Source organism: Myxococcus xanthus, from assembly GCF_013116825.1.
Classification (GTDB): domain Bacteria; phylum Myxococcota; class Myxococcia; order Myxococcales; family Myxococcaceae; genus Myxococcus; species Myxococcus xanthus_B.
On the sequence record NZ_JABFNS010000003.1, the window covers coordinates 42070 to 68290 of the forward strand.

The window sequence follows — 26221 nt, forward strand, 5'->3', positions numbered from 1 at the left end:
ATTACTCGAAGAGGAGCACCTGCTGGACCCAGGCGCTGGCGTGGCGCCGCAGCCATGCCTGACGTTCGTCGCGCAGGGCCACGGCCGCGGGGATGCCGTCGCGAATCCGCGCGAGGACGGGCTCGAAGAACGCGTGCGCTTCGTCGTCGGGAATCTCCTGCGTGGCGGCGAGGACGGCTCGCGCTCCGGATTCGATGAAGGCCAGCGGCAGTCCGAAGTTCTCGTGCAAATACGCGCTGGTATGCCCCGCGTAGCAGGCCGCGAGCAGCACCACCGGCCGACCCCGCAGCCGTTGTCCCTTCAGGTCGCCCGTGGTGAGCGCGAAGCGGCCACCCGGGGCCTCCGGTGAAAGCACGAGGACGGAGGCGTCCGCCACCGACGGGTCGATGATGCCGTGCGCGTGGACCTGCACCTCGGTGGCCTCCCGCATGGCGGCGAGGACGCGCGGCGGCGTGGCCGCGGCGCCGCGGAGCAGGGTGAGGTCTTCGCCCGTGTCGCTGGCCGGGTCCCACGCGCGCAGCGTGGGCAGGTGGAGCGACGCGGGCGCCAGCACGTCCGTCACGATGAGCCGCTGGATCTTCGCTTGCGACGGCGGCGAAACGGGCAGGCCGCTCACCCGGTAGGACCAGGCGATGTCGGGCGGCAGCAGCCCCGCGCGCCCCTGCACCGGCGGACGCGCGAGGACGTCCACGCTGGGGCAGGCGCGCAGGGCCTTCACCATGGCGTCAGGCACCAGGCCATCGACGCCCTCCAGCGGCGCCTTCCGGCCCGCGTCATGGTGGCCCAGGATGCGCCCCTCCGAGTCCCGGGCCACGACGAAGGTCCGCTCGTCGTCGACCGTGACGCCCAGGACGCAGCGCTCCGGCGCGGGCATGGCGCGCTCCTCGGCGAAGAGGGCCAGCCCCTGCGCCAGCTCGCCCGTCCGGCCCGCGTCGAGGATGAGTGACGTGTAGCTGTAGACGCGGGCCTTGCGCGCGCTCACGTTCGCCGCCGGCAGCATGGCGGCGTTGGCCAACGCCTGCCGCAGCAGCGCCTGTCCCCGGCGCGCGTCCTGCTCCAGGTAGAAGCGTCCCTCGATGTGGCGCAGCAGCGCGAGGTCCCCCGCGTCCTGCGTGCCCGAATCGCGCAGCGCCGCCAGGCCCTGCTCCAGCAACCGCGTGTCCTCCGGCTTGCTGAAGGGCGTGCGGGCCAGGTCGGCCAGCAGGGCCAGCCGCGCCATGGAGGGCTTCTGGCTGCACTGGATGGCCCGGTCGAGCAGCTCCCGGGCTCCCGCCACATCCAGCGCGCGGTGGTGCGCGAGCGCCAGGCTGGTGAGCGCCACCTCGGAGTCCGCGCAGCCCTCGGGCGTCTGGAGCAGCAGCTCCTCCACATAGGCCCGGGCCAGCACCAGGTCTCCCTGCGTCCGGGCCACCTGTCCCAAATCTTGGAGCAGGTTCCGCTGAGAACCCCACTCCCGGCTGTCGCGCGCGGCGCGCAGCGCGCCCACGAAGCGGGCGCGTGCATCGACGGGGCGGTGCAGCCGCGCCATCACCAGTCCCAGCTCCCGCTGCATCAACATGCACCGGTACTGCTGCTTGCCGGAATCCGTGCACGTCTTCACCGCGGCCTGGAGCCGCTCCCGCGCGCGCTGCGGGGCATCCGCCAGTGCGTCCGCCCGGGCCTGCCGCTCCTCGGCCAGCAGCGCGAACCACGGGTCCTTCGTCTCCAGCGCGAGCGCCCGGTACTCGTCCGGGAACTGGCGCGGGTCCGCATAGGCGAGCGCGCCCAGCAGCAGGTCTTCCTGCCGGGCCTCGCGCAGCCGCGACAGGAAGGACTCCAGCGCGGGGCCCTTCACCTCGCCCCGGGTGAGGCGCGCGTACTCACGGGCCAGGGAGGCTCGCGCGGAGAAGTCCCGCCGCGCGGTGCGGCGCAGGGCATCTTCCAGGTGCGTGCCGTCCTCCTTGCGGTCCAGCGCCACCGCCAGGGGATGCAGGGACTCCACGCGCTCGGGCGAGGCCGCGGCGCGCAGGGCGTTGTAGAGGCACACGCGCGCCATGCCCGGCAGGGCCTCCGCCTGCGCGGTGGAGAGCGGCGCACCCCCATCCACCATGCGCTGGCAGTCCTGGCGCATGCCCTTCCAGTCCTTCCGCTCCTGCTCCGCCGCGCTCCGCAGCGCCTGGGCGCGCTGGGCGGCCTCGTCGCTCCAACCGCGCTCGCCGAGCCGCGCCACCTGTTCGAAGGACTCCGCGGCGCGCAGTGACAGGCCGAGCCGCTGGAGCGCCAGCGCCTGGTTCCAGAGCGCCTGGGCATGGCGAGGCTTCCGCTTGAGCGCGCGCTCCAGCAGGACGAGCGCCTTCTCCGGTTCATCCTGTTGGAGCGCCAGGGCCGCGCGGTCCGTGTCCAGGTCGGCGGAGGCGGGCAGCTTGTCGAGGAACGCGGAGGCCTGGGCCAGGTCACCTCGCAGCAGGAAGGCCGAGGCGATGCCCCGGTGGTCCGCCGCTTCCTCCAGCCGGGCCAGCTCGCGCAGCGCCAGGGCCTGGGGCCGGGCGCCCGCGCCGCTGCGCATCACCTGGTAGGGCCGGTGTCCGTCCGCGCCGGGGTGGGTGAGGCGGACTTCCAGGGGCCGGGTGGCCGCTTCCGCCAGCCAGAGCCCGGGGGCGGAGTCGGTGGGCTGCGTCTGGGGCACCAGCACGAGCGCGGCCAGGCCCGCGGCGAGCGCGAGCGGCACCACCATCAGCCAGGACTTGTTCCGCCAGGTCGAAGGTGCGCCGAGCCGCTCCGGCCCCGGGCTGTTCAGCGCGTCGTCCGCGAGCAGCTCCAGGGCGACCAGCTCCTTCATCCGCGACTCGCACGCCGCGCAGCGGGCCAGGTGGTGGCGGAAGTTCTCCGCGTCCGCGGGGAGCATCTCCCCATCGACGAAACGCTCCAGGTTGTCGCAGACGCTGCTCATGATTCAGCCATGCCTTCGTGCGAGGCGTCCTTGCCGCCCAGCAGCTCGCGCAGCGCCTGCCGCGCCTCCGTGAGCCACCGTCCCACCGTCCCTTCCGTCGAGCGGAGCTGCTGGGCAATGGCCCGATACCGCAACCCCGCGACGTGCAGCCGGTAGGCGTCCCGCAGGTGCGGCGGGCGCAGCTGGTCGATGGCCCGCTGGAACTCGTCGCGAGACACGCGTTCCCACCGCTCCTGGGGCGCCGCTTCGCCTTCGGCGTCCAGGTCCTGCACCAGGCGCAGCATGGGCGCGCCCATGACCTCGGTGCGCCGCCGCCGGCAGTGGTCCAGGAAGCGGTTGCTCATCGTGGTGCTCAACCAGACGCTCACCGCCCCCGCGTTCTCCGCCATCAGCTTGTCGAAGTGGCGGTAGGCGCGCTCCAGCGTCTCCTGCACCAGGTCCTCCGGGTCGATGGCTCCACCCGAGCACAATCGCCGGGCGATTCGAACCAACGCCGGACGCCGTGCTCGCGCGAACGCGTCGAATTGACGGCGGTGCCCATCGCCCGGCGCGGCGGGGCTCTCAGTTGTCCTGCTCTCGTGTCGTTCCACCGGTGGGCTGCTCCCTGCGCACGGTGAGAACGGGCCGGGGAAATTCCCTTCGGTGAAATCGGACAGTGCGACGCGTTTGTCGGATGTGGGAGGTGCGCTGATGTGGGGCGGGCTGGGGCGCTGTCAGGCGTCGTTCGCGCCAGGGCGGAGGGCGTTGACGGTCTCCAGGGTGGGCACCGGCACCTCCAGCCGGAGCCGCTGGGGGCCACCGACGTCCGCCATGAAGGACAGGCGCCCGCCGTAGCGCTCGAGCAATCCGCCCACCACCTTGAGGCGGTCGTCGGCCAGGATGCCCGCGAAGCGCTCGATGAGCGCGACGGCCTGGTCCGCCGGGAAGGACGGGTCGGCCACCTGCACCTTGAGCACCATGGACGCGGCCGACATGCCGACCTCCGCGTTCACGCCATCCGGCGCTTGCCGGAAGGGGGCGTAGAGGCACGCCATCGTCTCGCGGTGCCGCAGCAGGCCCTTGAGGTATGTCACCAGCTCCGCGTCGTCCCATGGCTTGCTGATGAACCGGCAGATTTCGCCCTCGTTCACGGAGGCCACCACGGACTTGAAGTCCGCATAGCCGGAGATGATGAGGCGCAGGGCCAGCGGATGGCTGCGTTTGATGCGCTGGAGCAGCTCGCTGCCCGTCATTCCTGGCATCCGGAAATCCGTCAGGACGATGTCCGGGCTGAACCCTTCCAGCCGCTCCAACGCCTCGTTGCCATTGAAGGCAATCTGGACCTCGAATCCCTCTCGCTTCAACAGACGCTGCAGCGCGCGTGCGATGGGCTGCTCATCGTCGACCACCAGAACCTTGAACGCATCCATGACAACGTCGCTCCTCGGGCGCGCACTCTAGACCGGGCACCTACGGAAAATCCCAGAGTCTGGAAAATGAATGCCGGGTCATGCTCGCACCTGCGACAGGGTGGGTGGGATTGCTTCATCCCATTGCGCCCGGGGTTCATTTCAACGTCAGCAATGCACCCACGGCCATGAGCGTCACGCCCACACCCATCCGCCAGGTGAGGGGCAGGCTGAGCTTGTCCAGGGGCGCCACGCGGGAGCCGGGCCCGAGCTGGAGCGCGCGGAACTAGGCCAGCCACGAAAGGCCAGTGGCCACGCCGGAGAGCACCAGGAAGAGGAGCGTCTTGCGGTTGATGGCAGGCAGGGCGTGATGCTCCCCGCGCGCCAGGAGCGACTGGCGGTGGGGCGGCTCCTGGCATATGGCGGGGAGCCTTACACATGCCAGAAGGAGCCCGTCACTGTCCCAGGCAATCAGGCCTTCATTCCTCCTGCCCTCCGTGCTGGCGCTGCTGGCGCTGCTGAGCGCGTGTGGCGCGGAACAGGACTCGGGACTGGCGCGGGTGCGCCGCACGGGGGAGCTGCGGTGGGGCGCGGATGCCCAGGGTGGAGAGCCCTACGCGATGGAGGACCCGGACGCACCTGGGGGCATGCGAGGCTTCGAGGTGGAACTGGCGGAGGCCCTGGCGCGTGAGCTGGGGGTTCGGGCCCGGTTCGTCCAGAACGACTGGTCCAGCCTGGTCCCCTCGTTGGAGCGCGGCTCGTTCGACGTGGCGCTCAACGGCCTCGAAGTCACGCCGTCGCGCTCCGGGCGCATCCTCTTCACGCGGCCCTACTACATCTTCCAACTGCGCTTGCTGGCGCGGCGGGACGATGCGGCCGTCACCGGGCTGGACGCGCTGAAGGGCCAGCGGGTGGGGACGCTGGCCAACTCCCTGGCGTGGGACCTGCTCCGGCGCAGCGGCGTGGAGGCGGTGCCCTACGAAGGCGTGGAGGAGCCCTACATCGACCTGGAGCAGGGGCGGGTGCGCGCCGTGTTGATGGACGACATCATCGCGCAGCGCTACGGGCAGCCACGCCCAGGGCTCCGGGTGGTGGGCGACGTGGGGGACGGCTACTACGCCATCGCCGTACGGCCCGGTGAGGAGGACCTGCGAGAGGCGCTGGACACGGCGCTGAGGAACATCGCTCGCTCGGGCGAGCTGCGCGCCATCTTCCAGCGCTGGGGCATCGACAACGCCGAGCAGCAGCGCATGGTCGACTGGACCGACGCGCAGTCCCGCGAGGTGCTGGCGCCCGCGCAGACGGCGCGCATGGGCTGGGGCCAGTGGGTGCTGTTCCTCCAGGCCGCGGGCGTGACGCTGCTGGTGTCCGTGGGCGCCATGGTGCTGGCCATTCCCCTGGGCGTGGGGCTGGCGCTGACGCGGCTGTACGGGCCTGGCTGGGCGGCCCGGCTGTCCACCGGCTACGTGGAGTTGTTTCGCGGCACGCCGGTGCTGCTTCAGCTCTACGTCCTCTACTACGGGCTGGCCGGAGTGCTCCGGTTGGACCCCATCAGCGCGGCCATCCTCGGGCTGGGCTTGAACTACGCGGCCTACGAGTCGGAGGTCTACCGCGCGGGCGTGCTGGCCGTGCCGCGAGGACAGCTGGAGGCGGCGATGGCCCTGGGCATGCCCCTGCGGCTGGCGCTGCGGCGGGTCATCCTCCCCCAGGCCTTCCGCGTGGCGCTGCCGGGGGTGGCGAACGACTTCATCGCGCTGCTCAAGGACAGCTCCTTGGTATCTGTCATCTCCGTGGTGGAGCTCACGAAGCGGATGACGATTACCGCGGTGGATGTTCGAAGCTGGCTGATACCTGGCGCGTTGTGCGCATTGATGTACCTGGCAATGAGCTATCCCTTGTCCCGGCTGGCGAGGCACCTGGAAGCGAGGCTGGAGCGCGGATGATTGAAGTCGAGAAGCTGAGCAAGCGCTACGAGGGGCGGCCGGTGCTGGAGGGCATCAACGCCGTCTTCTCCCCGGGCGAGGTGACGGCGTTGGTGGGCCCCTCCGGTGGAGGCAAGAGCACGCTGCTGCGGTGCCTCAACGGGCTGGAGTCCTTCGACGCGGGCGTGGTGCGCGTGGGGCCGGACACGCTGGTCCCAGGCGATGTCCGCGCGCAGGGCGAGAAGGTGCGCCGCATCCGCCGCCGCGTCGGCTTCGTCTTCCAGCAGTGGCACCTGTTCGCGCATCGCACGGCGTTGGGCAATGTGACGGAGGCCCCCATGCACGTGAAGGGCATGGGCCGGCCAGAGGCCAACGAGCGGGGCCGGGCGTTGTTGGCGAAGGTCGGCTTGTCCCACCGCGAGGACGCGTACCCCTCCGAGCTCTCCGGCGGCGAGCAGCAGCGGGTGGCCATTGCCCGGGCCCTGGCCATGGAGCCGGAGGTGCTGCTGATGGACGAGCCCACCAGCGCGTTGGATCCGGAGCGGGTGGGGGCGCTGATTGATTTGTTGGAGCAACTGCTCGCGGACGGCCTCACCCTGGTGGCGGTGACCCACGAGATGCGCTTCGCGTACGAGTTGGCCTCGCGCGTGTTGGTGCTCCACGGCGGGCACATCATCGAAGAGGGCCCGCCCGCCCGGGTGCTCGCCAATCCACACCATGAGCGCACGCGTGCCTTCCTGGGGCTGGGCCGCGTCCCCGCGCTGCGCACCCTGGGGGCCTGAGCGCCTCACTGGCATCGCGGCCCGCCCGCCGGGCATGCTGGCGGACGGGCCGGGCAGAACCGGCGCACTGGCGGTGTTCCTCGCCGCGTCCCGCGAAGGAGAGGCATGCGTCGAGAGGTCCAGTGGATGGAGTGGGGGCAGGGGCGGGGGCCTCGGGTGCTGCTGCTGCCCGGACTGGGCGCGCGTGGCACCGGCTTCCAGGCGCTGGCCCACCAGTTGTTGCCCTGGGCCCGTCCCATCCTGGTGGAGTACCCCGAAGGTGAGGCGGCCGCGTGCGGCGCGGGCGCCTTGGCGCGGCAGGTGCTGCGCGCCGTGGGGGCGGTGGACGCGGTGGTAGCCAGCTCCTTCGGAGGCATGGTGGCCGCGCACCTGGCGGCGGCTGGCGCGGCGCGAGGCGTGGCCTTCCTGGGCGCCTTTACCCGCACGGAGCACCTGGGCGTGCGCGGGCTCGCCATTGGCATGATGGGCCCCATCGCCCGGTGGGCCCGGCCGGGCGCGGTGGCGGCGGGGCTCGCGGCCTGGACGCCGGTGTCATTCTCCCGTGTGCCCGAAGTCGTGCCCACCACGGCGCTGGAGCGCAGCTCCACCTGGCATCGCGCCCTGGCCATCCGGGGCGAGGCGCCCCCACCGGAGCTGCGCAGGCTGCCCGTGTCCTGCCTCTGTATCCAGGGGACGCGGGACGTGCTGGTGCCGCCGTCCACGGTGGAGCGCCTGGCCGCGTCGCTGCCGCCGGGAACGCCCCGGCACCTGCTGCGGGGCGCGGGGCATGTGCCCTACTTCACGCACCCGGAGGCGTGCGCGGGGCTCCTGCGGCCCTGGTTGGCGGCCCTGGACGCGGCGGCGGCGCCCGAATTGGAGAGCAGCGCCGCCTGACGCAGTCCGGCAGGGGGGGGCGGGGCTCTGTCGGGCCGACAAGGGGATGTACGGATGGCGCGGGGATCGCTACCTTTCGGGCGCCAATGCAGAACCGTCTCACGCGATTGCTCGTCACCCTCTTCGTTGTCTCCGCGACGCCCGCGCCCGCTGCTTCCGTGCAGGAGCCGTCGCCCTCCGCCGTGGCGCCCACGGCCGTGCCGCCGCCCGCCGCGGCACCGGAGGCCCCCGCTCCGTCGCCCGAAGTGGCGCGCAAGCACAAGGTGTTGCTGCTGGGGGACAGCCTCATCGCCACCGGCTTCGGGGAGTACCTCCAGGCCCAGTTGGACGCGCACCCGCGCATCCAGTCGGCCCGCCGCGCCAAGTCCTCCACGGGCCTGGCCCGTCCGGACTTCTTCGATTGGATGGACGTGGGCCGCGAGGAGGTGGAGCGTCACCAGCCGGACGTCGTCGTCGTCATCCTCGGGGGCAACGACGGGCAGTCGCTCCAGGACACCCAGGGGGGCAAGGCCATCCACTGGGGACATGCGGGGTGGGAGGCCGCCTACCGTCAGCGCATCAATGACTTCCTGACCGTGCTCTCCTCGCCCGGCCGGAAGATTGTCTGGTTGGAGCTGCCGGCCACGGGGCTCAAGCGCTTCGAGCAGAAGCTGCGCATCATCCGCGCCCTCCAGCGCGAGGTCATCTCCTCCCGGGAGGATGCGGTGCACCTGGACACGCGCCCCTTCTTCACCGACGCGAAGGGGCGGGCGCTGCGTCAGGCCCACGTGGATGGCTTCCGCAAGCCCATGCGCCTGCGCATGGCGGACGGCGTGCACTTCACCGTCGCGGGCGGCCGTTACTTCGCCAACAAGGTGTACCCCGAGGTGCTGGGCGTGCTGGGCCTGCTCCAGCAGGGCTAGCGGCGCGGCGAAGGCCGCATCAGCGCGGGCCCAGGGCGGTGATGAGCCGCTCGGCCTGCTCGCGGATGTCGCGGTGGGTGCTCGCCTGGCGTGCGTGAGCGCCTGGACCTTGTCGTTGTCCGCCAGGGCCAGCGCCAGGTCGAGATGACGGAGTGAGCCTTCGTCCCACTGCGCGCGCGAATCGAGCTCCACGGGCGTCCAGGTGGGATTCAGTGCGAGGGTGGGGCCGAGTCGGGCGAGCCGGGGTGGGGCCTCAGCCGGCGGACGGCGCGCAGTAGGAGCTCCTCGTCCCGGGGGCTGGCCAGGAAGCCGCGTGCGCCGAGCTCGCGGACCCGGTCGAAGCTCTCGTCGTCGCTGCCGTGGACGATGAGGGCGCCCTGGATGCGGACCTCCCCGGCCAGCAGGCCCTCCATGGCCTGGAGGGGCGCGAGCACGACGTCCTCCGGCCCGGTGTGCAGCACCTCCAAGGGGGTGGCGGTGCGGGCCTGGAGGCCGTTCCTCGCCAGCAGCCGGGTGATGAGCACCGCCGTGACGGGCGGCCAGCCATAGAGCAGCAGGGGGCCCCCGGGCGCGAGTGGGGGGGGCGCGGGCGGCTCGGCGGGCGTCTCGATGCCATAGAGGCCGGCCAGCGCACGGGCCAGCGCCGCGTCCGCGGCGATGTGCGCTTCGACGCGTGGCATTCCGGACACGGCGCGGACGGCGTCCACCGCATCCAGCGACACGGGGGCGGGCAGCGCGATGTGGAGCACTTCCCGCTCACCCTGGTCCAGCAGCACCTTATCGATGCGCAGCGGGACGACCCGATACTGGCGCGCCACGCGAGCGGGGATGTGGTCCAGCAGCCGGGTGTCTGGTGGGGTCCGTTCCAGGTCCACCGCGTCCACGCCGAACTGCTCGGCGAGTCCGCGAAGCACATCGGCTTCGGAGCAGAGGCCCTCTCGCACCAGCGCCCGCCCGAGCGGGACATGCACCTCATGGTGATGCACCAATCCCACCCGGAGCTGGGCGCGGTTGAGCACTCCCTGCTCCAGGAGAATCTCGCCGAGCGGACGTCGTGAGCCGGTCTCCATGAGAAGACATGAAGTCTTCACTCGACGCCCCGGTCGGCGAGAGGCGCCCCGCCGAGGGCTCGCCAGGTCGCCTGCCTTGCTGGCGGGGCTTAGCCGCGCGAGGCGAAGTGCTGCTCGTAGGCCTCGGGCTTGAAGCCCACGAGGACGGTGTCACCGGTGACGAGCACGGGGCGCTTCACCAGCTTCCCATCCGCGGCCAGCCACTCGACCAGCTCCGCGTCGCTGGCGGCATCCACCTTCGCCTTGCCGAGCGCGCGGTAGCTCTGGCCGCTGGTGTTGAGCCACTTGCGGACGGAGACGCCGCTGCGAGCAATCCATTGCTTCAGCTCCGCCACGGTGGGCGGCATCTCGACGATGGGGCGCACCTGGTGGGCAATACCCTGCTCCTGCAACCACTTCAGCGCTTTCTTGCAGGTGCCACAGCCCGAGTATGAGAGTACGAGGACGTCTTTCGCCATGCGCGCGCTTGTAACAGGGCACCCGCGTCCCTCCCAGCGATGAGTCCGCGGGTCGTGCGGACCCGGTTTGCGAGCCGCCAGCAGCGCGTGTTAGCGCGACGGGACATGAAAGCCTCCCGCCTCCCGCGCTCGCTGTTCGCGCTCCCCGTGGTCCTGGTGCTTGCTGCCTGTTCGTCGGGGCCCGATGACAGGCCCTCTCCCGGAGACGACGCGGGCACGCCAGACAGTGGCACCGATGCGGGCACGCCGGACGCGGGGCCGGACATCGAGGTCCCCGAGGATGGCGGCACGATTGTCAGGGGGACGTTGACGGGACGGCTCACGGTGGAGGGCTCGCCGTACCGGGTGGAGGGGGATTCAGACGGGGTCGTCACCATTCCCCGCGGACAGGTGCTGACGGTGGGGCCGGGCGTCATCCTGGACTTCCGTGGCCGGCCGGAGGTGTCGGAGCGGGACGTGGATTCGGACGCCCCGGACAATGTGATGAACCACCAGGCGGGCCGCGTGGAGGTCCGCGTGTACGGCGCCATCCAGGTCCGGGGAACGGCGGATGCGCCCGTGCTGCTGACGTCCACCAACCCCCATGGCTGGTGGGGGATGAACTTCTACGGCGCCAACTCCGTGGGCTCGGGTGACCCGGTGTTCGAGCACATGATTTTCGAGAAGGTGCGCAAGAACCAATACAACAGCGACCGCGATTGGACGCGTGCCGCGCTGTGGGTCTACTACCCGGGCGCGGTGACGATTACGGATTCGGTGTTCCGTGACAACGAGTCCTCCGCCAACTGCGGCGCGTTGGACCTGATGTTCACCGACGGTTCGCGAGTGGAAAACACCGTCTTCGAGAACAACCGCATCCGTGAAATCGACCGCTTCGCGCAGCCGGGCACCTCCTCGATGGCCGGCGGTGGCGCGGTGTGCATCACCCACGGTCGCAACACGGTGCTGCGTGGCAACACGTTCCGGGGCAACTTCGTGCAGGCCTTCGGCGGCTCGCTGACGAGCGACCTCTGGGAGCGGCCCATCCTCACGTGGCCCAACCCCCAGGGCATCTTTGACCTGGGCGGTGGTGCCGCCATCCACTACTTCCAGCCGGACAATGACCTGCTGGAGGGCAACGTGTTCGACGGCAACTTCATCCCGCTGGGCCCTGGCGCGGCCGTCCAGTTGGAGGACATCGGCGGGACGCGGACCGTCGTCATGCGAGGCAACCGCTTCGTGAACAACCGGGGCGGGGCCGGAGGTGTCATCACCTGCAACCGCGGGTCGAATACGGGGGAGCTGGTCATCACCCGCGACAACGTCTTCACTGGCAACACGGTGAATGGACAGCCGGCCACCAACATGACGGGCGACTGCGGCGTGGTGACGCAGTAACGGTCCTCACGGCGAGGCGAAGCGGACGCCCGCGCGGCTCAGCAGCGGGTCGTCCGCCAGTTGCCACAGCGCGACGGCGTGGTTCTCCTGCCGGGTGCCACCGAAGTGCAGGCCGAGCACTGCGTGCGTCTCCAAGTCGACGATGGGCGAGCCGGAGCTGCCGCCCAACGTGGAGCAGTCATGGGAGAGCTGCTGCCGGGCCGGGTCGAGCGAGAGCAGCTCGCCGGGCTGGAGCCGCTTCACGCCGAAGGCATCCGCGAAGATGCGCAGCAGCACCTCGGGCGGCGTCCGGCTGTGGTCCTTCATGGGGTAGCCCACGCAGTACAAGGCGCGGGAGTCCGTCGCGTCCGGTGCTTGAGTGGCGAGCCGCAGCGGGGCGGGACGAAGCACCGCCCCCTTGGGCTCGCCCAGTCGCAGCAGCGCCAGGTCATGCACGGCGTGAACCGCCGCGACGCCTTGGATGGGGAAGGTGGCCTGGGCATCGCGCTGGTGCTCCCCCAGCCAGTCCACCCGAGGCACCACGCCGAGCCGCAGCACCCACCTGTCCGTCGCCTGCCGACAGAAGTGCTGCGCGACGTGACGGTTGGTCATCACCAGCGTATCGGTCACCAGGAAGCCCGTGCCGAGCATGCCGCTTCCGGCCAACTCGATGCGTCCGGTGGCGTCGATGGTCCGCTCGATGTCCTCGCGGTGTTGCTCCAACATCTCCCACCCCACGGGCGGCGCACCGAAGCTGCCGTTCCGGATGGCGAGGGCAGGGCGCCCGAAGAAGGCGACGACCGTTTCCAGCGCCGTTCGCTCGGTTTCGGAGAGGGGTGAGTCTTCCCCTGAGTGCTCCAGCCGTGCCAGGACCTGAGCGCCCGTCGTCAGCAAGTCACGTAGCTCGTCGCGGAGAGCATCGGCAGTCACCTTGCCGACGACGGAGGTGGGCACGCGCCAGGAGGGGGGGAAGTGCGTGGCGACGAGCGCCTCCACACCCTCGGGGTGCAGTGCCTCGCGGACCTTCGGCAGGTCGCGGAGGGTGCGGCGTGCCAGGTGCAACGGCTCACGGTCTTGCTGGGTGGCGCTCATGGAGACGTCGTGCCTCACGGCGTCGGCAGGTCCGCCAGGGGGACCGCTGGGAGAAGGAAGGTGTCGCAGATGGACTGGACCGGTGCGTACTCGCGCCGTCCGCGCATGAGCGTGCAGGCCTGTCGCAGCAGGTCGTCCGGCCGGAGCGAGAAGACATAGGCACCGTCCGAGTCGAAGGTGGCGACGCGCGTGCCCGTCTCATCGGGCACCATCTCCAGGCCGGAGCGGGAGCCCTGGTGCAACTCAGCCACGTGCCGGCCATCGGAGGTTCGCCAGAAGTGGAGCTTGCCCGACGTGTCCGAGACACCGAAGCGCGCTTGGGCATGGCGGACCTTCACGTGGATATCCGTGCGCACGTCGATTCTGCGCACGAGCGCGCCTGAGTTCGGGTCGAGCAGGTGGATGGCATCGTCTGTCACCGCGACGAGCCGGGACGTATCCGGAGAGAAGGAGAGCGCCTTGACCTTGCCGTCGATGGCCGCCAGGGGCTTCTTCTCGCCGTTGGTGGCGTCGAAGAGGTAGGCCTGTCCCATCCAGTAGACGTCGGGGTGGTTGGCGACCGCGAAGTACTTGGAGTCCGGTGAGAACGCCATGACGGCGGCTCCCAGGCTCGTGGGCAGTGGCGCCAGCTTCGTCCCCGTGGCGCTCTCCCAGAGCGCGGAGGACTCGGGCACGTTGGAGATGGTGACGAAACGCTCGCCGTCCGGTGAAAACGAGGCGCCCTGGGATGTCATCGCCGAGGTGGCCAGAGGCGCTTCCCGCGTCAGCTGGCAGTCTCGGGCGGAGCCCAGGTAGACGGAGCGCTCGTCCTCAATCGCGAAGTATCTGCCGCTGGGGGCGAACTCGACGAGGGCGCTCTGGGAGAACGACCTCTGTGTCTGACACGCGCCCTCGCCAGGCACCTCGGTCCGCTGGAGGTGCGCACGGGTGCGAGGCGACGCCAGGAAGCTCTCGGTGGCGGTGTCCTCCGTGGGGGTGACGTGTCGCCATCGCCAGTGCGCGGGGAGCGAGGTCAGGTGGATTCCTGCTTCGATGGGCGGCGGCTGTGTGCGCGGTCCACGACTCGCCTGCGCCACGTCCCAGAACCGGACCTTCACGCCGCAGCGGACGGCGAGGAGCTGGCCGTCCCGAGAGAAGGCGCCCTCCAGGGGCGGATACACGTCTTTGACGTCACACGCGCCCAGTGCTGTCTGGCTCGAGGTCTCCCTGTCAACGAGTGAGAGCTGGCTGCTTTGCGGCTCCCTCACCACCATCCAGCGCAGGTCCTTGGACACCGCGAAGCCGCCCGGCACGTACTCGCTCCAGGTGGAGATATCGATGCTCTTCCGCGTGAGGCCGGGTTCGGCCTGGACGAGGAGCGTGCGTCCATCCGGCGCGACCAGGGCTCGCTCCGCCCGGGATTCCAAAGGCCCCTGGCGGAACATCCAGCGCAGGGTTGCCTGGGGAACCCGGATGAAGGGATGGGGGCTCACGGGATTTTCGGCGAACTCGACGGCGCGCCGCCCGTTCTCGAAGAGGCGTCCATGGAGGGGAATGGGCGTCCAGCGTGTCCGCGCCCGGGGGGACGCCGCGCTTCCGGTGGCGTTGCCAGTCCCTCTGTCACAGAAGCGCACGGTGAGCGCCGAGGAGAAGATGTCGTCGAAGGCCGAGAGGCTGCATTCGTCTTCGAAGGACGGCATGAGCGCGTGCCCTTCGAGTTTCGTGAGCGGGCGATGAAGGTCCTGGCCCGAGGGCAGCTCCAGCAGACGGAGGCTGGCATCGCCGCGCCGGTCGCCGAGTACGGCAAGCCTGCTCGAAGGGGAGAAGGCGACCGAGGGGCCTGGGTCATGCGTCGTGATGCACCGGATGAGGCGCACATCGGAGGTCAGGTCATAGAGGCACGTGTGTTCTTCGCCGCCCACCCATGCGTAACGCGAGTCGCCCGACAGCACGGCCTGGGTGCAGGGCTCCTGGAAGGTCAGCTCGCGCAGTGTCCGTCCGGTGTTCGCATCCCAGAGCTTCACCCTGCGGTCGCGGCTGGCGGACAGCACGCGGTCGCCGCTGTCCGAGAACGAGATGGCTGTAATCCTGTCCTGGTGGGCATCCGGAATGGAGGGCACAGCGCCCGGGTGGCTCCACCTGAACAGGGTGCCTCGGCGCCCTCCCAGCCAGAGCGTTCCATCCCCAGGCGAGAAGCCAAAGGCGTGGGTGTCCTCCCCTGAAATGTCGGCGTACAGCGCGTCCGTGCATTCCACGAGCGCGCCTTTCGGGCACAGGTCGGTGGACTCGAACTCGCGCAGCAGGCTGGCGGTGCGGACATCCCAGAGCCGGCTGACGAACCGCATGGATGGAGTCAGCACGACGCCTCGTGTGAGGAGATGACGTGAGTCTGGAGAGAACGCGCCGACGGTGCGCGCCTCGAGCTCCGTGGACAAGGGGGCCGAGTAGAGGAACGCGGCGATGGCCTCGGTCAGCGCTTCGGTCACTTCGTCCTGGGCGGGGTCCGCGCCTGTCGGTGGGTTTCCCGCGAGTTGGATGGCCTGCGTGAGCGCCTCCACCTCGCGGCCAGGGCTCCGCGACAGGCTCACCACGGAGTCGGCCTGGGAGATGCGCAACTGCAGGGAGAGCTGCTTCGAGGTCGCGGCTTCGGCGGCCACGGCAATCTCAGCCGCATCCTTCGCGGCCACGGCCTGCTTCTCGGAATCCACCGCCCGGAGGTAGAACCCGCTCACGCCCAGCAGCGCGCTGACGGAGGCACCCAGGGCGAGCCACAGGTTTCGCCGCGTTCGCCCGTACCGGCGCCGCTCCGCTTCCTGGCCGCGCAGGACATACCGTTGGGCCAGCGCGCTCGTTTGCTGCGGATGGCGAGTGACCATCGCCTGCGCGTGGGTGAGCGCCTCGCCTCGCAGCAGCCGGTGCTCGGCCTCCTGGCGCTGCTGCGCGCGCTCCGCTTCCCACCAGCGCTCCGCGTCGGCCTGCACGGCTTCGTGCCACCGGCGGAAGGCCCGGTCCTCGGTGCGCAGCTTCACGAAGCGCTGCCAGTGCGTGAGGAGCGCGTCGTGAATCAGCTCCACCGTCTCCCGTTGCCGGTGCCCGTCCTGGGCCGTCACCAGGAGCCGTCCGTTGACGAGCACCTGGAGCACCGCGTCCACCTCGGCCTGCTCACCCAGGCGCCCGCGCAGCACCTCCAGCGGCACTCGGCGCCCCTTGTCCTCCAGGCCGCTGTCCGCCTCACCCAACTGCACCAGCTCCAGCAACAGCCGGTCCGCCAGCCGGCGCTCCGAGGGCTTCAGCGGTTCGTAGACACTGTCCGCCCAGCGCGCCAGCGAACCGAGCAGCCCCGCGCTGGCGTTGAAGGCCTCCAAGGTCATCGCGCCATCCCGCGACGCCTGCCACAGCTGCGTCAGCGCGACCTCCAGCAACGGAAGCACGGTGACGCGAGCGCCCGCGCCGGACTCCACGCGGAACTCCTCCTGCGCGGCCAGGGTGATGGAGTCCACCACCTCGGGTGGGTCGAAGCGCAGGCCCACCTCCCGGGCCGGGCTGACGATGATGTCCCGCAGCTCCGAGGGCGTCAGCACCGATGGCATCTGCACCCGGTGCTCACCGAGCAAGGTGCGCAGCCTCGGCGCGCGCTCGGACAGCACCGCGTCGAAGCCCTCGCGCAGCGCCACCACGCACGTCACGGGCAGTGACTCATCCGCGAGCGCGGAGAGCTGCTGGAGGAACCGTTGATGTTGCGCCAGCTCCGTGCTGCTTCCGCGAAGGAGCACGTCCTCCAACGCGTCGATGACCAGCACCAGCCGCTTCCCTGGCTCCGGGTTCGCGGCCCGCCACGCCTGGACGCGCGCGACCAATCCCTCTCCAGCGGGCAGTCCCGCGCCATCCAACGCGGCGAACGGCTCCAGCCCCGGGCGCAGGGCCCGGACGTCCCAGTGCTGGCTGCCTGGAATGAACGTTCCGTCCCGCAGCGCGGGAATCAGCCCCGCGTGGAGCAGCGACGACTTGCCACTGCCCGAAGGGCCGGAGACCTCCACGAACCGGGGCAGCCTCGCGAGCAGCGGCAGCAGCTGTTCGTCCAGCACCCGCCCGCGTCCCTTCCAGAAACGCGCGTCCGATTCACGGAACGACGCCAGGTCCCGGTAGGGGCAGTCCTCCGAAGCACGCAGCTCCGGACAGCGCGCGAGCAGCTGCTCCGTGGGTGTCGCGTACGCCTCCCGGGCCTCCGAGGCCACGGCCTTGAACCGGACCACACCCACCACGCGCCGCGTCTGCTCATCGAAGAGGGGCGCGCCGCTGAAACCCTCCCGGATGTCCGAGCCGTGCAGCAGCAGCTTGCGGAAGTCGCCGTCCCCCGTCGCGTAGCCGATGGTGCCGCGGGCCCACGTCCCCGTGTCATCGAAGCCCCGTGGAAATCCGAACGTGGCGAAGCGGTGGTCCGCGCTCCGCTCCGCACTGCCCAGGGGCAGCGGCGTGGATGGCCCTCGGAGCGGGCGCGTCAGCTCCAGCAGCGCGAGGTCCGCCACCTGCGTGGGGCTCGATGCATCGAGCCGCAGCCGCGCCGTGGCCTTCTCGTGGCTCTGCAGCACCTCCAGGCAGATGGCGTCGCGCTCGCTGTCGCTGAGCGTGTCGAGCACGTGCCAGCACGTCACCACCAGGCGTTCGGTGACGAGGAACCCTGTCCCGAGAACGCGCTGCCGATCCCGGCTCAACACGCGAACGACGCCTTCTCGGAGGTCACTGCCTTTCATGATGCGCGCGAAGCTAGCACGCGCACCCTGCGCTGATTCCAGGCGCACTCACGAGGTGGATTCCGTCTCCGTGAGCGCTTGCACGATTCGGCGGGCGGCCCGTCCCAGGGGAATGCCCGCGTGGTGGTGGAGCTGAGGGCGGAACGCGTGGGTGGCGTCACCGGCCAGCTTCAGGGCCTTCAGCTCGCCCCGGCGCAGCTCGCGGGTGGCCATGTATTCGGGCAGCCATCCGAAGCCCAGCCCCTCCAGGATGGCCGCCTTCTTCGCCGCGAAGTCATTGAGATGCACCGTGGAGCGTGCCTCCAGCTCACCGGTGCTGAGCTGGAGCCGAGGGTCCGAGCCGCGCACCGTGAGCACCAGGTGCTCGGCCAGATCCTCGTCCTTCAACGGTCCTCGCCGCCGGGCCAGGGGGTGGCCCCGGTGGGCCACCAGGATGGCCTTGAGCTCCGGCAGGCGGTACGTGCGCAGGCCCGGCACGGTGGGCGGCAGCAGCGTCACCATCAGGTTCGCCTCCTCGCGCACGAAGGCCGCCTCCACGCCGGAGAGGAACTCCGCGGAGATGTGGAATCGGGTGCTGGCGCCCTCGGCCCGCAGTTCCTTCACCACGCGCAGCAGGGGCTCGGCGGGGAAGATGCCATCGAAGACGATGCGCAGCGCGGGCTCCCATCCAGCGCGAATCTCCGCGCACGCCGCCTCCAGCTCGCGCTCGGCGGCCAGCAGCTTGCGGCAGTGCTCTAGAATCCGTTCCCCGGCGGGCGTCAGCCGGGTGCGGTAGCCGCGCCGGTCGAGCAGCGTCAGCTCCGTCTGCGCCTCGAGCGTGCGCAGCGCGTACATCACCGCCGTGTGTCCCTTTCGCAGGGCCTCCGCCGCGGCGGTGAAGGTGCCGTGGCGGGCGAGGGCGTCCAGGGCGCGGGCATGCTCCAACGTGACGTTCATGCCCGACATTGTGCAGTCTTCAGACAGACACAGGCAGTTCTCTGTGCTCGAGCCGCGTCCTCTGCGCTGGGCCGGCTGCTTCATGACGCATGACGCAGTGCGCCTTATGCCGGGTGTGCGGGCCGCCCTACAGTCCCTCACAGGGAGGTGCTCCGAGAGCACCCATCTCGACGGAGGGGTATATGACGGGAAAGCTGTCTTGGGCCCTGGCTGTGGTGTCACTGCTGGCCTCCACGAGCGCGAGCGCGCAGGAGGAGGCGCAGGCGCTGGAGTCCTCCGCGCGGGATGAGCGCAGGGGCCTGGAGCTCACCGTGGGCGTCGGCTTCCAGGTGGGCGCCGGCTACGTCTACCGGGAGGGTGCGGGGTTGGACCGGCAGGTCCGCGACCTGAAACTCAGCGACGCGGCCAATGGTGGCATCGCCTTCCTGCTGGAGGCGGGCTACCGCGTCAACTCGCGCTGGTACGTGGGCGCGTTCGGCCAGTACTCGCACGTGCTGACGAAGACGAACCCGTACACGTGCCCGGAAGGCTACGACTGCTCCACGTCGCAAATCCGCTTCGGTCCCCACGTGCAGTATCACTTCGCGCCGGACGCCTCGTTCGACCCCTTCGTGGGGCTGGGCGTGGGCATGGTCCTGCTCAACAACAAGGTCTCCGGTCCCATCACCCAGCCCGCGCCCGGAACGGTGGAGATTGACAGCCAGTCGCGCGGCCCTGAGTTCGTGAACCTGACCCTGGGTGGCAAGTGGCGGCTGTCGGATTCGCTGTCGTTCGGCCCATACCTGACGGGTACGTATGCCCGCTACACCACGCGCAGCGGCACCTCGACGGTGAACATCCCCGCCGTCAACCTCACGCAGGAGACGCCGCTGGAGCAGGTGGGTGATGGCCCCTATGGCTTGCTCATGCTCGGGGTTCGCGGGACCTGGAACCTCTAATCCGGAGTAGCCGGGTTTGTGTTTCACGCGCAGTCTCAAGTGACGCGGTGCCAACACGTCGCGTCACATGTTTCGCTATCAGGGACGTCGTCGTTCGGGATTCTCAACGCCTGCCGGCTGCGTAGAGTGCGGGCAGAGACATTCATCCCGAGGAGTCGCCCATGGTTCGTGGTTGGCAGCGGTGGAGCGCGTGCGGAGTCCTGGGGGGATGGGCGCTGCTGAGTCTTCCGGGGGTCTCAATCGCGAAGGCGCCTCCGTTGCAGCAGGTCACCAGCTGGGTGCACCAGTCCGGCGGCCCGCAGGACGAGCTGGCACAGGCCGTCACCACCTCCGGCGACGCCGTCTATACGGCGGGCTACACCAGCGGACAGCTCGGCGCGGAGCCCTCGGCGGGGGGGCAGGACGCCTACGTTTCGAAGTACGACGCCTCGGGCGCGCTGCTATGGACGCGGCAGCTGGGAACGTCCGCGAATGACCGCGCGCTCGCGGTGTCCGCGGATGAAGCCGGCAACGTCTACGTCGCGGGCTACACGTGGGGCAGCTTCAGCTTCTACGAGAACGCCGGTGGCACGGACTTGTTCGTGGCGAAGTACGACGAGAAGGGGGCCTTCCAGTGGGTCCGGCAGTTCGGCACCGCCACGGATGACTACGCCACGGGCATCGCCGCCACGCGGCTGGCGTCGCATGACGTCGTCTTCGTCAGTGGCTACTCTCTGGGGCGCTTCGATGGCTCGGCGCCGCAAGGCAACTACGACGTGGTGGTGGCCAAGTTCGACACGGGCGGCAATCCCTATTGGCTGCGCCAGTACGGCTCCGCGCGCAGTGACGTGGCGCTGGGCGTGGCCGTGAGCCCCAACGAGGACGTCTACGTCACGGGCTACACCTACGGCAGCTTCGACGGCGTGACGAACCCGGGCAACACGGTGGACCTGTTCCTGGCGAAGTACAGCGCCCTGGGAGAGCCGCAGTGGATTCGTCAGCTCGGCTCCTTGCATGACGAGTTCGGCACCGGCGTCGCGGTGGCGGACGACGGCGGCGTCTACGTGTCGGGCTACACCTCGGGCGCGCTGGAGGGGAGCACCCGCCTGGGCTCCTATGACGCCGTGCTGGTGAAGTACGACACCCAAGGCAACCGGCATTGGACGCGGCAGATTGGCACGGCGACCACCGACTACGCGCAGTCCGTGGCGGTGGGCAAGGAGGGCCGAGTCTACCTGGCGGGATTCACCTCCGGCGCCATGGGCGGCGAGCCGTCGCTCGGGAGCTCCGACATGTTCCTGGCCGCCTTCGACATCCACGGCACGTGGCTGGATTTCCGGCAGGTGGGCTCCACGTCGGCGGACCGTGGCACGGGCGTGGCCGTCGCGGCGGACGGCGCCGTCTATCTGGTGGGCTACACCTTGGGGCAGACGTCCAGCTTCCCCAGCGCGGGGGGCTACGACGCGGTGCTGTACCGCTTCCTGGATGGCGCCGCGCTGCCGGATGAGCCAGGGCCGTGGGGGCCCCGGTGGGACTCCAAGTTCCTCTGAGCTGTTCGCCGTCCAGCACGGGACATCGCGCGCGGAGGGAGGCGGCCACCGCGCGAAGCCGCGCTACGCTTCCGCCATGAGCCAGCAGGGCGACGGCGCGGCGAAGGCCCGCTACAAACAAGCGGCCGCCGAATGGGCGGTGGACGGCTTCGTCCAGCCGGGCATGTGGGTGGGGCTTGGCACGGGCAGCACCGCGGCCTTCGTCGTCCAGCGGCTGGCCGCGCTGCGCGCGCGGGGACGGTTGCTGGACGTCGTGGGCGTACCCACCTCGCGCGCCACGGAGGCGCTGGCTCGCTCGCTGGGCGTGCCCGTGTCGACACTGGACGCGCACCCCGAGCTGGACGTCACCCTCGACGGCGCGGATGAAGTGGCGCCGGACCTGTCCCTCATCAAGGGCGGAGGTGGCGCGCTGCTGCGCGAGAAGATCGTCGCGCAAGCAAGCCGGCGCGTCGTCATCGTGGTGGATGCGGGAAAGCTCTCCCCCGTGCTGGGCACGCACTGGCCGGTGCCGGTGGAGGTGGTGTCCTTCGGCTGGCGCTCCCAGGCGCGGTTCCTCGAATCGCTCGGCGCGCGCGTCACCGTCCGGCAGGTCGCCAGCGGCGAGCCCTTCCTCACGGACCAGGGCAACCTCGTGCTCGACTGCACCTTCGGCCCCATCGACGCGCCCGCTGCGCTGGCCGCGAGCCTGGGCGCGCGCGCGGGAATCGTGGGCCACGGCTTGTTCCTGAACCTCACCACGGACCTGGTGGTGGCGGGGCCGAAGGGCGTGGAGCACCGCGCGCGTTGATGTCAACGCGGTGTGAGCGCGCACCCAGAGTCCTGTCTCACCCAGAAGACAAACAGCGGCAACGTAGGCGACTGTGTGGCCTGTATATTCCGTAATCCTTGCATTCACTGGCGTTTGAAGCCAATTCCAGCGCAATCCCGCAGTTCGCCTGGACGCTCAGGGGCACTGAAGCGCCGCGCTAGAATCGTGACGGACCGTGTTGGTGAAGCGGTTAGAATCGTCTGCCAGCCAGCACTTCAGAGGGGGCCAATCTGGGGGTGGCTGGTCCGAGGGTGCCTTGCGTATGCGACTCTTCCGTTTCTCTGTTTCCGCGGCCTTGCTGCTGTCAGCAGCGTCGTGCTCTTCCGACAAGACCCCGCCAGGGGGGGCGCCTCCTGAAGTCGACGAGGCTTCGGCGACGCGTGTGCGACGTATGACGCGTGCGGAGTACGACAACAGCGTCAACGCCATCTTCCCCACGACGGTGCCGCTGGTGATGACGTATGCCTTCGCGCCGGAGGACACCATCCTCGGGTTCTCCACCCATGATCGGCTGCAGGTCACGTCCTTGCTGGCGGACCAGATTGACGTGGCCGCCAACAACCTCGCGGAGTACGGCAAGGTCCAGCTGCGCGCGGACTGGACGTGCGCGGCGGGCGTTCCGGAGCTGGAGTGCGCGGAGAAGTTCATCCGCGGCATCGCCTCGCACGCCTACCGCCGGCCCGTCACCGACGACGAGGTCGCCGACCTCCTGGTGCTGTGGCAGGAGTCGAGCAGGGGGACGGACCCGGGCACCGGGGCCCGCATGGTGCTTCAGGGCATCTTCTCCTCTGCCTCCTTCCTGTACCGCACCGAGCTGGGCGCGGAGGGGGCCGGCGCCAGCCGGGTGGTGCGGATGACGCCGCATGAAGTCGCCACCGCGCTGGCCTTCGCCATCACCGCAGGCCCCGCCGACGCGGAGCTGCTGGCCGCGGCCGAGGCGGGCCAGCTCGACTCTCCGGACGAGCGTGAGAAGCACGCCCGCCGGCTGCTGGCCACGCCCGCGGCGCAGCGGCACCTGTACCGCTTCGTCGAGGAGTGGCTGGGCATCACCGGCCAGGCCAACCTCACCAAGAACAACCAGGTGTTCCCGGTCTTCAGCGCGGCCTTCAAGGTCTCCAGCCAGGCGGAGACAAAGGCCTTCATCAACCACATCCTGAAGGAGCGCAACGGCTCCGTCCGCGAGCTGCTCAACGCCGACTACACCTACGCCGACGCGCGCATGGCGTACTTCTACGGCAAAGAGCCCTCCATGCCGGACGGCACGCTGGGCCGGCTGTCGCTGCCGCCCGAGCGCGCGGGCATCCTCACCCACGCCAGCGTGCTGGCCACCTACGCGCTCTTCGACTCCAGCTCGCCCATCCGCCGGGGCAAGTTCATCATGCACCGCCTGCTGTGCCGCGAGGTGCCGCCGCCGCCGGCGACCATCTCCATCATCCCGCCGGAGCCGGTGCTGGACCGCACCACGCGCGAACGCTTCGCCGCCCACACCAACAACCCGACGTGCGCGGGCTGCCACCGGACCCTGGACCCCATCGGCTTCGGCTTCGAGGACTTCGACGGCCTGGGCAAGCACCGCACGGTGGAGAACGGCCTGGCGGTGGATGCCTCCGGCGCCGTGGAGCTCTCCACGGGGACGGTCCCCTTCACGGGCGCCGCGGCGCTGGCGCGCGCGCTGGCGACCAGCGACGACGTGGGGGACTGCGTGCCGCTCCAGCTCTTCCGCTTCGCCATGGGACGTGACGAGACCCCCGTCGACGAGCACATGCTGGCCGACATGCGGTCCATGTTCCGGGCCAACCCGGAGTGGCGCATGGGCGATGCGCTCGTCGGCCTCGTGCGCTCCCCGTATTTCGTCCACCGGCGTACCTCTTCCCCCGAGTAGCCCCCATGCTCCGCGAACTTTCCCGACGCTCACTGCTCCAGGCGCTGGCCGGCTCGACGGCGGCGCTCCCCTTGGCCAACCTGCTCGGCACCACCGACGCCTATGCCCAGGGCACCACGTCGCCGCTGCGCTTCGTGGCCCTGTTCACCTCGCACGGCTGCCTCCCGGAGCTCTGGAATCCCCAGGGCTCGGAGACGAACTTCACGCTCGACTTCCCCAACTCCATGCTCGCGCCGCTCCAAGAGCACAGGAACAAGCTCCTGGTGCTGGACGGCCTGGACTACCAGGTACTGTACGAGCAGGGCCTGACGGGCCATGAGGGCGGCCCGGTGACGTTCCTCACCGGCAGCAAGGTCAACACCGGCAGCGGTGACCACCTGCCGGAGAGCGCCTCGCTGGACCAGGTGCTGGGCAACCACATCGGTGGTGGCACGCGCTTCCGCTCCCTGCAGCTCAACGCCTGGGAGCAGTTCGGCGGCCAGCACGTCTACAACAGCATCAGCTTCACGGCGAACGGCTCGCGCGTCCCCTTCGAGCGCGACCCGGCCAACGTGTACCAGCGCCTCTTCGGTGACGCGCCCTCGCCGACCGCCGACCCGGCGCAGGTGGCGAGCAGCCGGGCGCGCCGCAAGAGCCTGCTGGACTTCCTGATGAAGGACGCCGCGCGCCTGCGCAACCGCCTGGCGGGCGCCGAGCGCCAGAAGCTGGAGACGCACCTGGAGGCGCTGCGCGACATCGAGCGGCGCCTGGGGGCGCTGGCCGTGGACCCGACGCCGCTCCCCAAGCAGCAGTCCGGCGAGACCGCTTGCGGTGGCGGCGCCGCGCCGCCGTCCTACGGCCTGGGTGGCCTGGGGGACCTCAACAACATGCCGGCGCTGACGCGGCTGCACATGGACCTCATTGCGCGCGCCTTCGCGTGTGATTTGACGCGCGTCATCACCATGACGATTCCGGGGCCGTCCATGCCCTGGCTGCGCATCCACGAGGACACGCACAACGACATCGCCCACCTGCTCGACGTGCAGGATGAGCCCCGCCGGAGCACCATCCGCGGGAAGATGGTGCTGATTCAGCGCTGGTACGCCGAGCAGTTGGCCTACCTGATGACGCAGCTGGGCAACATCCCGGAGGGCAGCGGCACCGCGCTGGACAACACGCTCATCTACTGGGGCAACGAGCTGGGCGACGCGTCCGGCCACATGAACGTGCGCGTCCCCACCGTGCTCGCGGGCGGGGCGGGGGGGCGCTTCCGCATGGGCCGCTTCCTGCGCGTGCGCCCCGCGGGCTCCAACCCGCTGGGCGGCTGGACGGGCCCCGGCACGCCGCTGCATGGCGCCGTGGCGCACAACAAGCTGCTGGTCTCCATTGCCCGGGCCTTCGGCGTGAATGTGAATACGTTCGGCCACCCCGACTACACGGGGGAGCTGCCGGGCCTCACCTGAGCGGCGCTCGGGCTTGAAGTCCGGGCCCCGGTGGGAGCTGCGTGCTTCCGCCGGGGCCTTCGTGTTTCTTCAGGGCGCCGCGGTGTCCGCGCTGCGCCACTTGCGCAGCAGCTCGCTGGCGCTGCCGCCGCGCTCCAACTGCGCGTGGGTCACCGCGTTGGACGCGTCCAGGTGGATGACGAAGGCCAGCGTCGGCTCGCCGCGCAGGTGGTAGCGCAGGTCGGCGATGCGCACCTTCTGGCCTCCTTCTGCCAGCGGCTCCAGGTGGACGAGTGGGAAGCGGGCCCAGGCGAGCGCCTCGCGCACCGTTGGCACGGCCTGCACGTGCTCCGGCAGCGTGCTTCCGGTGGCTTCCGCGCGCCGGGCCTCCGAGGGCGGACCCGCCAGGGGGACCTCTCCCGCGGCGAACACGTCACCGGGCAGCGTGGCCACGTAGCGCCACGTGCTCACGGAGAAGGGCTGGGGAAAGACGCGCACCGCCTGCGCGGCGGGGTAGGCCGCCTCCACCCGCTGCGTCAGCACCGCCCAGGTGGCCACGCGGAAGCCCACGTACGCCACGGAGCAGGCCGCGCTCCACAGCAGCGTCCGCCGCCAGTCCGCGCGCCGGCGCCAGGCCAGGATGGCTCCGGCGAGCAGCGGCAGCGTCACCCAGGGGTCCACCACCATCGTCCAGTCCAGGCTCAGGCGGCTGTCGGAGAAGGGCAGCAGCACCCGCGTCCCCCAGCCCGTCCACAGGTCGGGCAGGAGGTGCGCGAAGACGACGGAGGCCAGGCTGGTGAGGAACACGGGCGCAAGCCGCGCGCCGCGGAAGCAGGCGCGGGCGGCCAGCGTGGCGGTGAGCGCCACCAGCGGCGCGGCGACGAGCGCGTGGGACAGCCCCCGGTGGGCCTGGAGCGCCACCGTCACCGCGTCGCCGCGCGCCAGCAGGGTGTCCAGGTCCGGCAGCTCCGCGGCGAGCACCGACGCCACCAGCACCGCGCGGTCCGTGGGGGAGGCGCGCTCCGGGGCGCTGGGGCGCACGTCGGGCCGGCGCATGGCGCCAATGGCGAGCCCGAGCAGTCCGTGGGTGAGGTTGTCCATGGCGTGGCTTCGTCTATCGCCCCGCGGGCCGCGTGGCCAGCGGCAGGGGAGACGCCACTCGCCCGGCTCCTGAAACGGCGAAGCGGGACGCCGGGAATCCCCGA

At 70.5% G+C, this 26221-nt stretch carries 19 protein-coding genes; 10 read left to right on the forward strand and 9 right to left on the reverse strand.

Going from position 1 to position 26221, the window contains the following annotated elements; translation table 11 throughout:
- Nucleotide 1: 1 nt before the first annotated feature.
- The 3 genes from HNV26_RS01640 to HNV26_RS01650 all read right to left on the reverse strand — a co-directional run bounded on the left by HNV26_RS01640 (nucleotide 2) and on the right by HNV26_RS01650 (nucleotide 4338).
- Nucleotides 2-2929 carry a CHAT domain-containing protein gene (locus HNV26_RS01640; protein WP_171442670.1) on the reverse strand — a complete coding sequence of 976 codons (2928 nt, stop codon included), beginning with the start codon at nucleotides 2927-2929 and terminating at the stop codon, nucleotides 2-4.
- On the reverse strand, nucleotides 2926-3519 hold the full coding sequence (locus tag HNV26_RS01645; protein ID WP_140865510.1) for an RNA polymerase sigma factor: 594 nt from the start codon (nucleotides 3517-3519) through the stop codon (nucleotides 2926-2928). The genes HNV26_RS01640 and HNV26_RS01645 overlap by 4 nt, the downstream gene beginning before the upstream one ends.
- A 123-nt stretch (nucleotides 3520-3642) precedes the next feature.
- Nucleotides 3643-4338, reverse strand: a complete 696-nt coding sequence (locus tag HNV26_RS01650) for a response regulator (protein ID WP_171442669.1) — start codon at nucleotides 4336-4338, stop codon at nucleotides 3643-3645.
- 476 nt (nucleotides 4339-4814) lie between these two features.
- Here HNV26_RS01650 and HNV26_RS01660 point away from each other — a divergent pair, with 476 nt between their 5' ends.
- The 4 genes from HNV26_RS01660 (at nucleotide 4815) to HNV26_RS01675 (ending at nucleotide 8796) form a co-directional block, all read left to right on the forward strand.
- A complete protein-coding gene (locus HNV26_RS01660; RefSeq protein WP_171442668.1) occupies nucleotides 4815-6260 on the forward strand; it encodes an ABC transporter substrate-binding protein/permease in 1446 nt (481 codons plus the stop codon).
- A complete protein-coding gene (locus HNV26_RS01665) occupies nucleotides 6257-7021 on the forward strand; it encodes an amino acid ABC transporter ATP-binding protein (RefSeq protein WP_140865506.1) in 765 nt (254 codons plus the stop codon). Before HNV26_RS01660 ends, HNV26_RS01665 begins: the two co-directional genes overlap by 4 nt.
- A 105-nt stretch (nucleotides 7022-7126) precedes the next feature.
- Entirely contained in the window at nucleotides 7127-7894 is a 768-nt protein-coding gene (locus tag HNV26_RS01670) for an alpha/beta fold hydrolase (RefSeq protein WP_171442667.1), read from the forward strand.
- Between the two features lie 86 nt (nucleotides 7895-7980).
- Entirely contained in the window at nucleotides 7981-8796 is an 816-nt protein-coding gene (locus tag HNV26_RS01675) for an SGNH/GDSL hydrolase family protein (protein WP_253816085.1), read from the forward strand.
- Between the two features lie 209 nt (nucleotides 8797-9005).
- Here the strand turns inward: HNV26_RS01675 and HNV26_RS01680 are convergent, their stop codons facing one another.
- Nucleotides 9006-9866: a GspE/PulE/PilB domain-containing protein gene (locus HNV26_RS01680; protein WP_216611709.1), complete on the reverse strand. Its 861-nt coding sequence runs from the start codon at nucleotides 9864-9866 to the stop codon at nucleotides 9006-9008.
- A gap of 89 nt (nucleotides 9867-9955) precedes the next feature.
- Complete coding sequence (locus HNV26_RS01685; protein WP_011555454.1) at nucleotides 9956-10324, reverse strand: arsenate reductase family protein; 369 nt, start codon at nucleotides 10322-10324, stop codon at nucleotides 9956-9958.
- Nucleotides 10325-10429: 105 nt separating this feature from the next.
- Here HNV26_RS01685 and HNV26_RS01690 point away from each other — a divergent pair, with 105 nt between their 5' ends.
- Nucleotides 10430-11701: a right-handed parallel beta-helix repeat-containing protein gene (locus HNV26_RS01690; RefSeq protein ID WP_171445017.1), complete on the forward strand. Its 1272-nt coding sequence runs from the start codon at nucleotides 10430-10432 to the stop codon at nucleotides 11699-11701.
- A gap of 6 nt (nucleotides 11702-11707) precedes the next feature.
- Here HNV26_RS01690 and HNV26_RS01695 read toward each other — a convergent pair whose 3' ends face one another.
- Genes HNV26_RS01695 through HNV26_RS01705 form a run of 3 tightly spaced genes read right to left on the reverse strand, consistent with a single transcriptional unit; the run spans nucleotide 11708 to nucleotide 18447 of the window.
- On the reverse strand, nucleotides 11708-12790 hold the full coding sequence (locus HNV26_RS01695; protein ID WP_366816719.1) for a trypsin-like serine peptidase: 1083 nt from the start codon (nucleotides 12788-12790) through the stop codon (nucleotides 11708-11710).
- Nucleotides 12787-17502, reverse strand: coding sequence for an nSTAND1 domain-containing NTPase (locus HNV26_RS01700; protein ID WP_216611710.1), 4716 nt, complete (start codon nucleotides 17500-17502; stop codon nucleotides 12787-12789). The genes HNV26_RS01695 and HNV26_RS01700 overlap by 4 nt, the downstream gene beginning before the upstream one ends.
- Before the next feature lie 48 nt (nucleotides 17503-17550).
- Entirely contained in the window at nucleotides 17551-18447 is an 897-nt protein-coding gene (locus HNV26_RS01705; protein WP_171445020.1) for a LysR family transcriptional regulator, read from the reverse strand.
- 173 nt (nucleotides 18448-18620) lie between these two features.
- Between HNV26_RS01705 and HNV26_RS01710 the strand changes: the two genes are divergently transcribed.
- The 5 genes from HNV26_RS01710 to HNV26_RS01730 all read left to right on the forward strand — a co-directional run bounded on the left by HNV26_RS01710 (nucleotide 18621) and on the right by HNV26_RS01730 (nucleotide 25037).
- Nucleotides 18621-19376 (forward strand): outer membrane beta-barrel protein, encoded by a 756-nt coding sequence (locus HNV26_RS01710; RefSeq protein ID WP_171445021.1) that lies wholly within the window; start codon nucleotides 18621-18623, stop codon nucleotides 19374-19376.
- A 161-nt stretch (nucleotides 19377-19537) separates the two neighbouring features.
- A complete protein-coding gene (locus HNV26_RS01715) occupies nucleotides 19538-20905 on the forward strand; it encodes an SBBP repeat-containing protein (protein WP_253816087.1) in 1368 nt (455 codons plus the stop codon).
- Between the two features lie 76 nt (nucleotides 20906-20981).
- Complete coding sequence (gene rpiA / locus HNV26_RS01720) at nucleotides 20982-21692, forward strand: ribose-5-phosphate isomerase RpiA (RefSeq protein ID WP_171445022.1); 711 nt, start codon at nucleotides 20982-20984, stop codon at nucleotides 21690-21692.
- A gap of 196 nt (nucleotides 21693-21888) precedes the next feature.
- The gene (locus tag HNV26_RS01725; protein WP_171445023.1) at nucleotides 21889-23595 is read left to right on the forward strand and encodes a DUF1592 domain-containing protein; all 1707 of its coding nucleotides are present in this window, start codon (nucleotides 21889-21891) and stop codon (nucleotides 23593-23595) included.
- A 5-nt stretch (nucleotides 23596-23600) separates the two neighbouring features.
- On the forward strand, nucleotides 23601-25037 hold the full coding sequence (locus tag HNV26_RS01730; protein ID WP_171452757.1) for a DUF1552 domain-containing protein: 1437 nt from the start codon (nucleotides 23601-23603) through the stop codon (nucleotides 25035-25037).
- A gap of 69 nt (nucleotides 25038-25106) precedes the next feature.
- Here the strand turns inward: HNV26_RS01730 and HNV26_RS01735 are convergent, their stop codons facing one another.
- Nucleotides 25107-26117, reverse strand: a complete 1011-nt coding sequence (locus HNV26_RS01735) for a metal-dependent hydrolase (protein ID WP_171441674.1) — start codon at nucleotides 26115-26117, stop codon at nucleotides 25107-25109.
- Between the last annotated feature and the right edge of the window lie 104 nt (nucleotides 26118-26221).

What these genes read in the sequence shown, in the direction of transcription:
- HNV26_RS01735 (WP_171441674.1), bottom strand. Translation starts at nt 26,117, where the DNA reads ATGGACAACCTCACCCACGGACTGCTCGGGCTCGCCATTGGCGCCATG.
- HNV26_RS01640 (WP_171442670.1), bottom strand. Translation starts at nt 2,929, where the DNA reads ATGAGCAGCGTCTGCGACAACCTGGAGCGTTTCGTCGATGGGGAGATG.
- HNV26_RS01710 (WP_171445021.1), top strand. Translation starts at nt 18,621, where the DNA reads ATGACGGGAAAGCTGTCTTGGGCCCTGGCTGTGGTGTCACTGCTGGCC.
- HNV26_RS01715 (WP_253816087.1), top strand. Translation starts at nt 19,538, where the DNA reads ATGGTTCGTGGTTGGCAGCGGTGGAGCGCGTGCGGAGTCCTGGGGGGA.
- HNV26_RS01680 (WP_216611709.1), bottom strand. Translation starts at nt 9,866, where the DNA reads ATGGAGACCGGCTCACGACGTCCGCTCGGCGAGATTCTCCTGGAGCAG.
- HNV26_RS01685 (WP_011555454.1), bottom strand. Translation starts at nt 10,324, where the DNA reads ATGGCGAAAGACGTCCTCGTACTCTCATACTCGGGCTGTGGCACCTGC.
- HNV26_RS01670 (WP_171442667.1), top strand. Translation starts at nt 7,127, where the DNA reads ATGCGTCGAGAGGTCCAGTGGATGGAGTGGGGGCAGGGGCGGGGGCCT.
- HNV26_RS01650 (WP_171442669.1), bottom strand. Translation starts at nt 4,338, where the DNA reads ATGGATGCGTTCAAGGTTCTGGTGGTCGACGATGAGCAGCCCATCGCA.
- HNV26_RS01690 (WP_171445017.1), top strand. Translation starts at nt 10,430, where the DNA reads ATGAAAGCCTCCCGCCTCCCGCGCTCGCTGTTCGCGCTCCCCGTGGTC.
- HNV26_RS01675 (WP_253816085.1), top strand. Translation starts at nt 7,981, where the DNA reads ATGCAGAACCGTCTCACGCGATTGCTCGTCACCCTCTTCGTTGTCTCC.
- HNV26_RS01700 (WP_216611710.1), bottom strand. Translation starts at nt 17,502, where the DNA reads ATGAAAGGCAGTGACCTCCGAGAAGGCGTCGTTCGCGTGTTGAGCCGG.
- HNV26_RS01665 (WP_140865506.1), top strand. Translation starts at nt 6,257, where the DNA reads ATGATTGAAGTCGAGAAGCTGAGCAAGCGCTACGAGGGGCGGCCGGTG.
- HNV26_RS01705 (WP_171445020.1), bottom strand. Translation starts at nt 18,447, where the DNA reads ATGTCGGGCATGAACGTCACGTTGGAGCATGCCCGCGCCCTGGACGCC.
- rpiA (WP_171445022.1), top strand. Translation starts at nt 20,982, where the DNA reads ATGAGCCAGCAGGGCGACGGCGCGGCGAAGGCCCGCTACAAACAAGCG.
- HNV26_RS01730 (WP_171452757.1), top strand. Translation starts at nt 23,601, where the DNA reads ATGCTCCGCGAACTTTCCCGACGCTCACTGCTCCAGGCGCTGGCCGGC.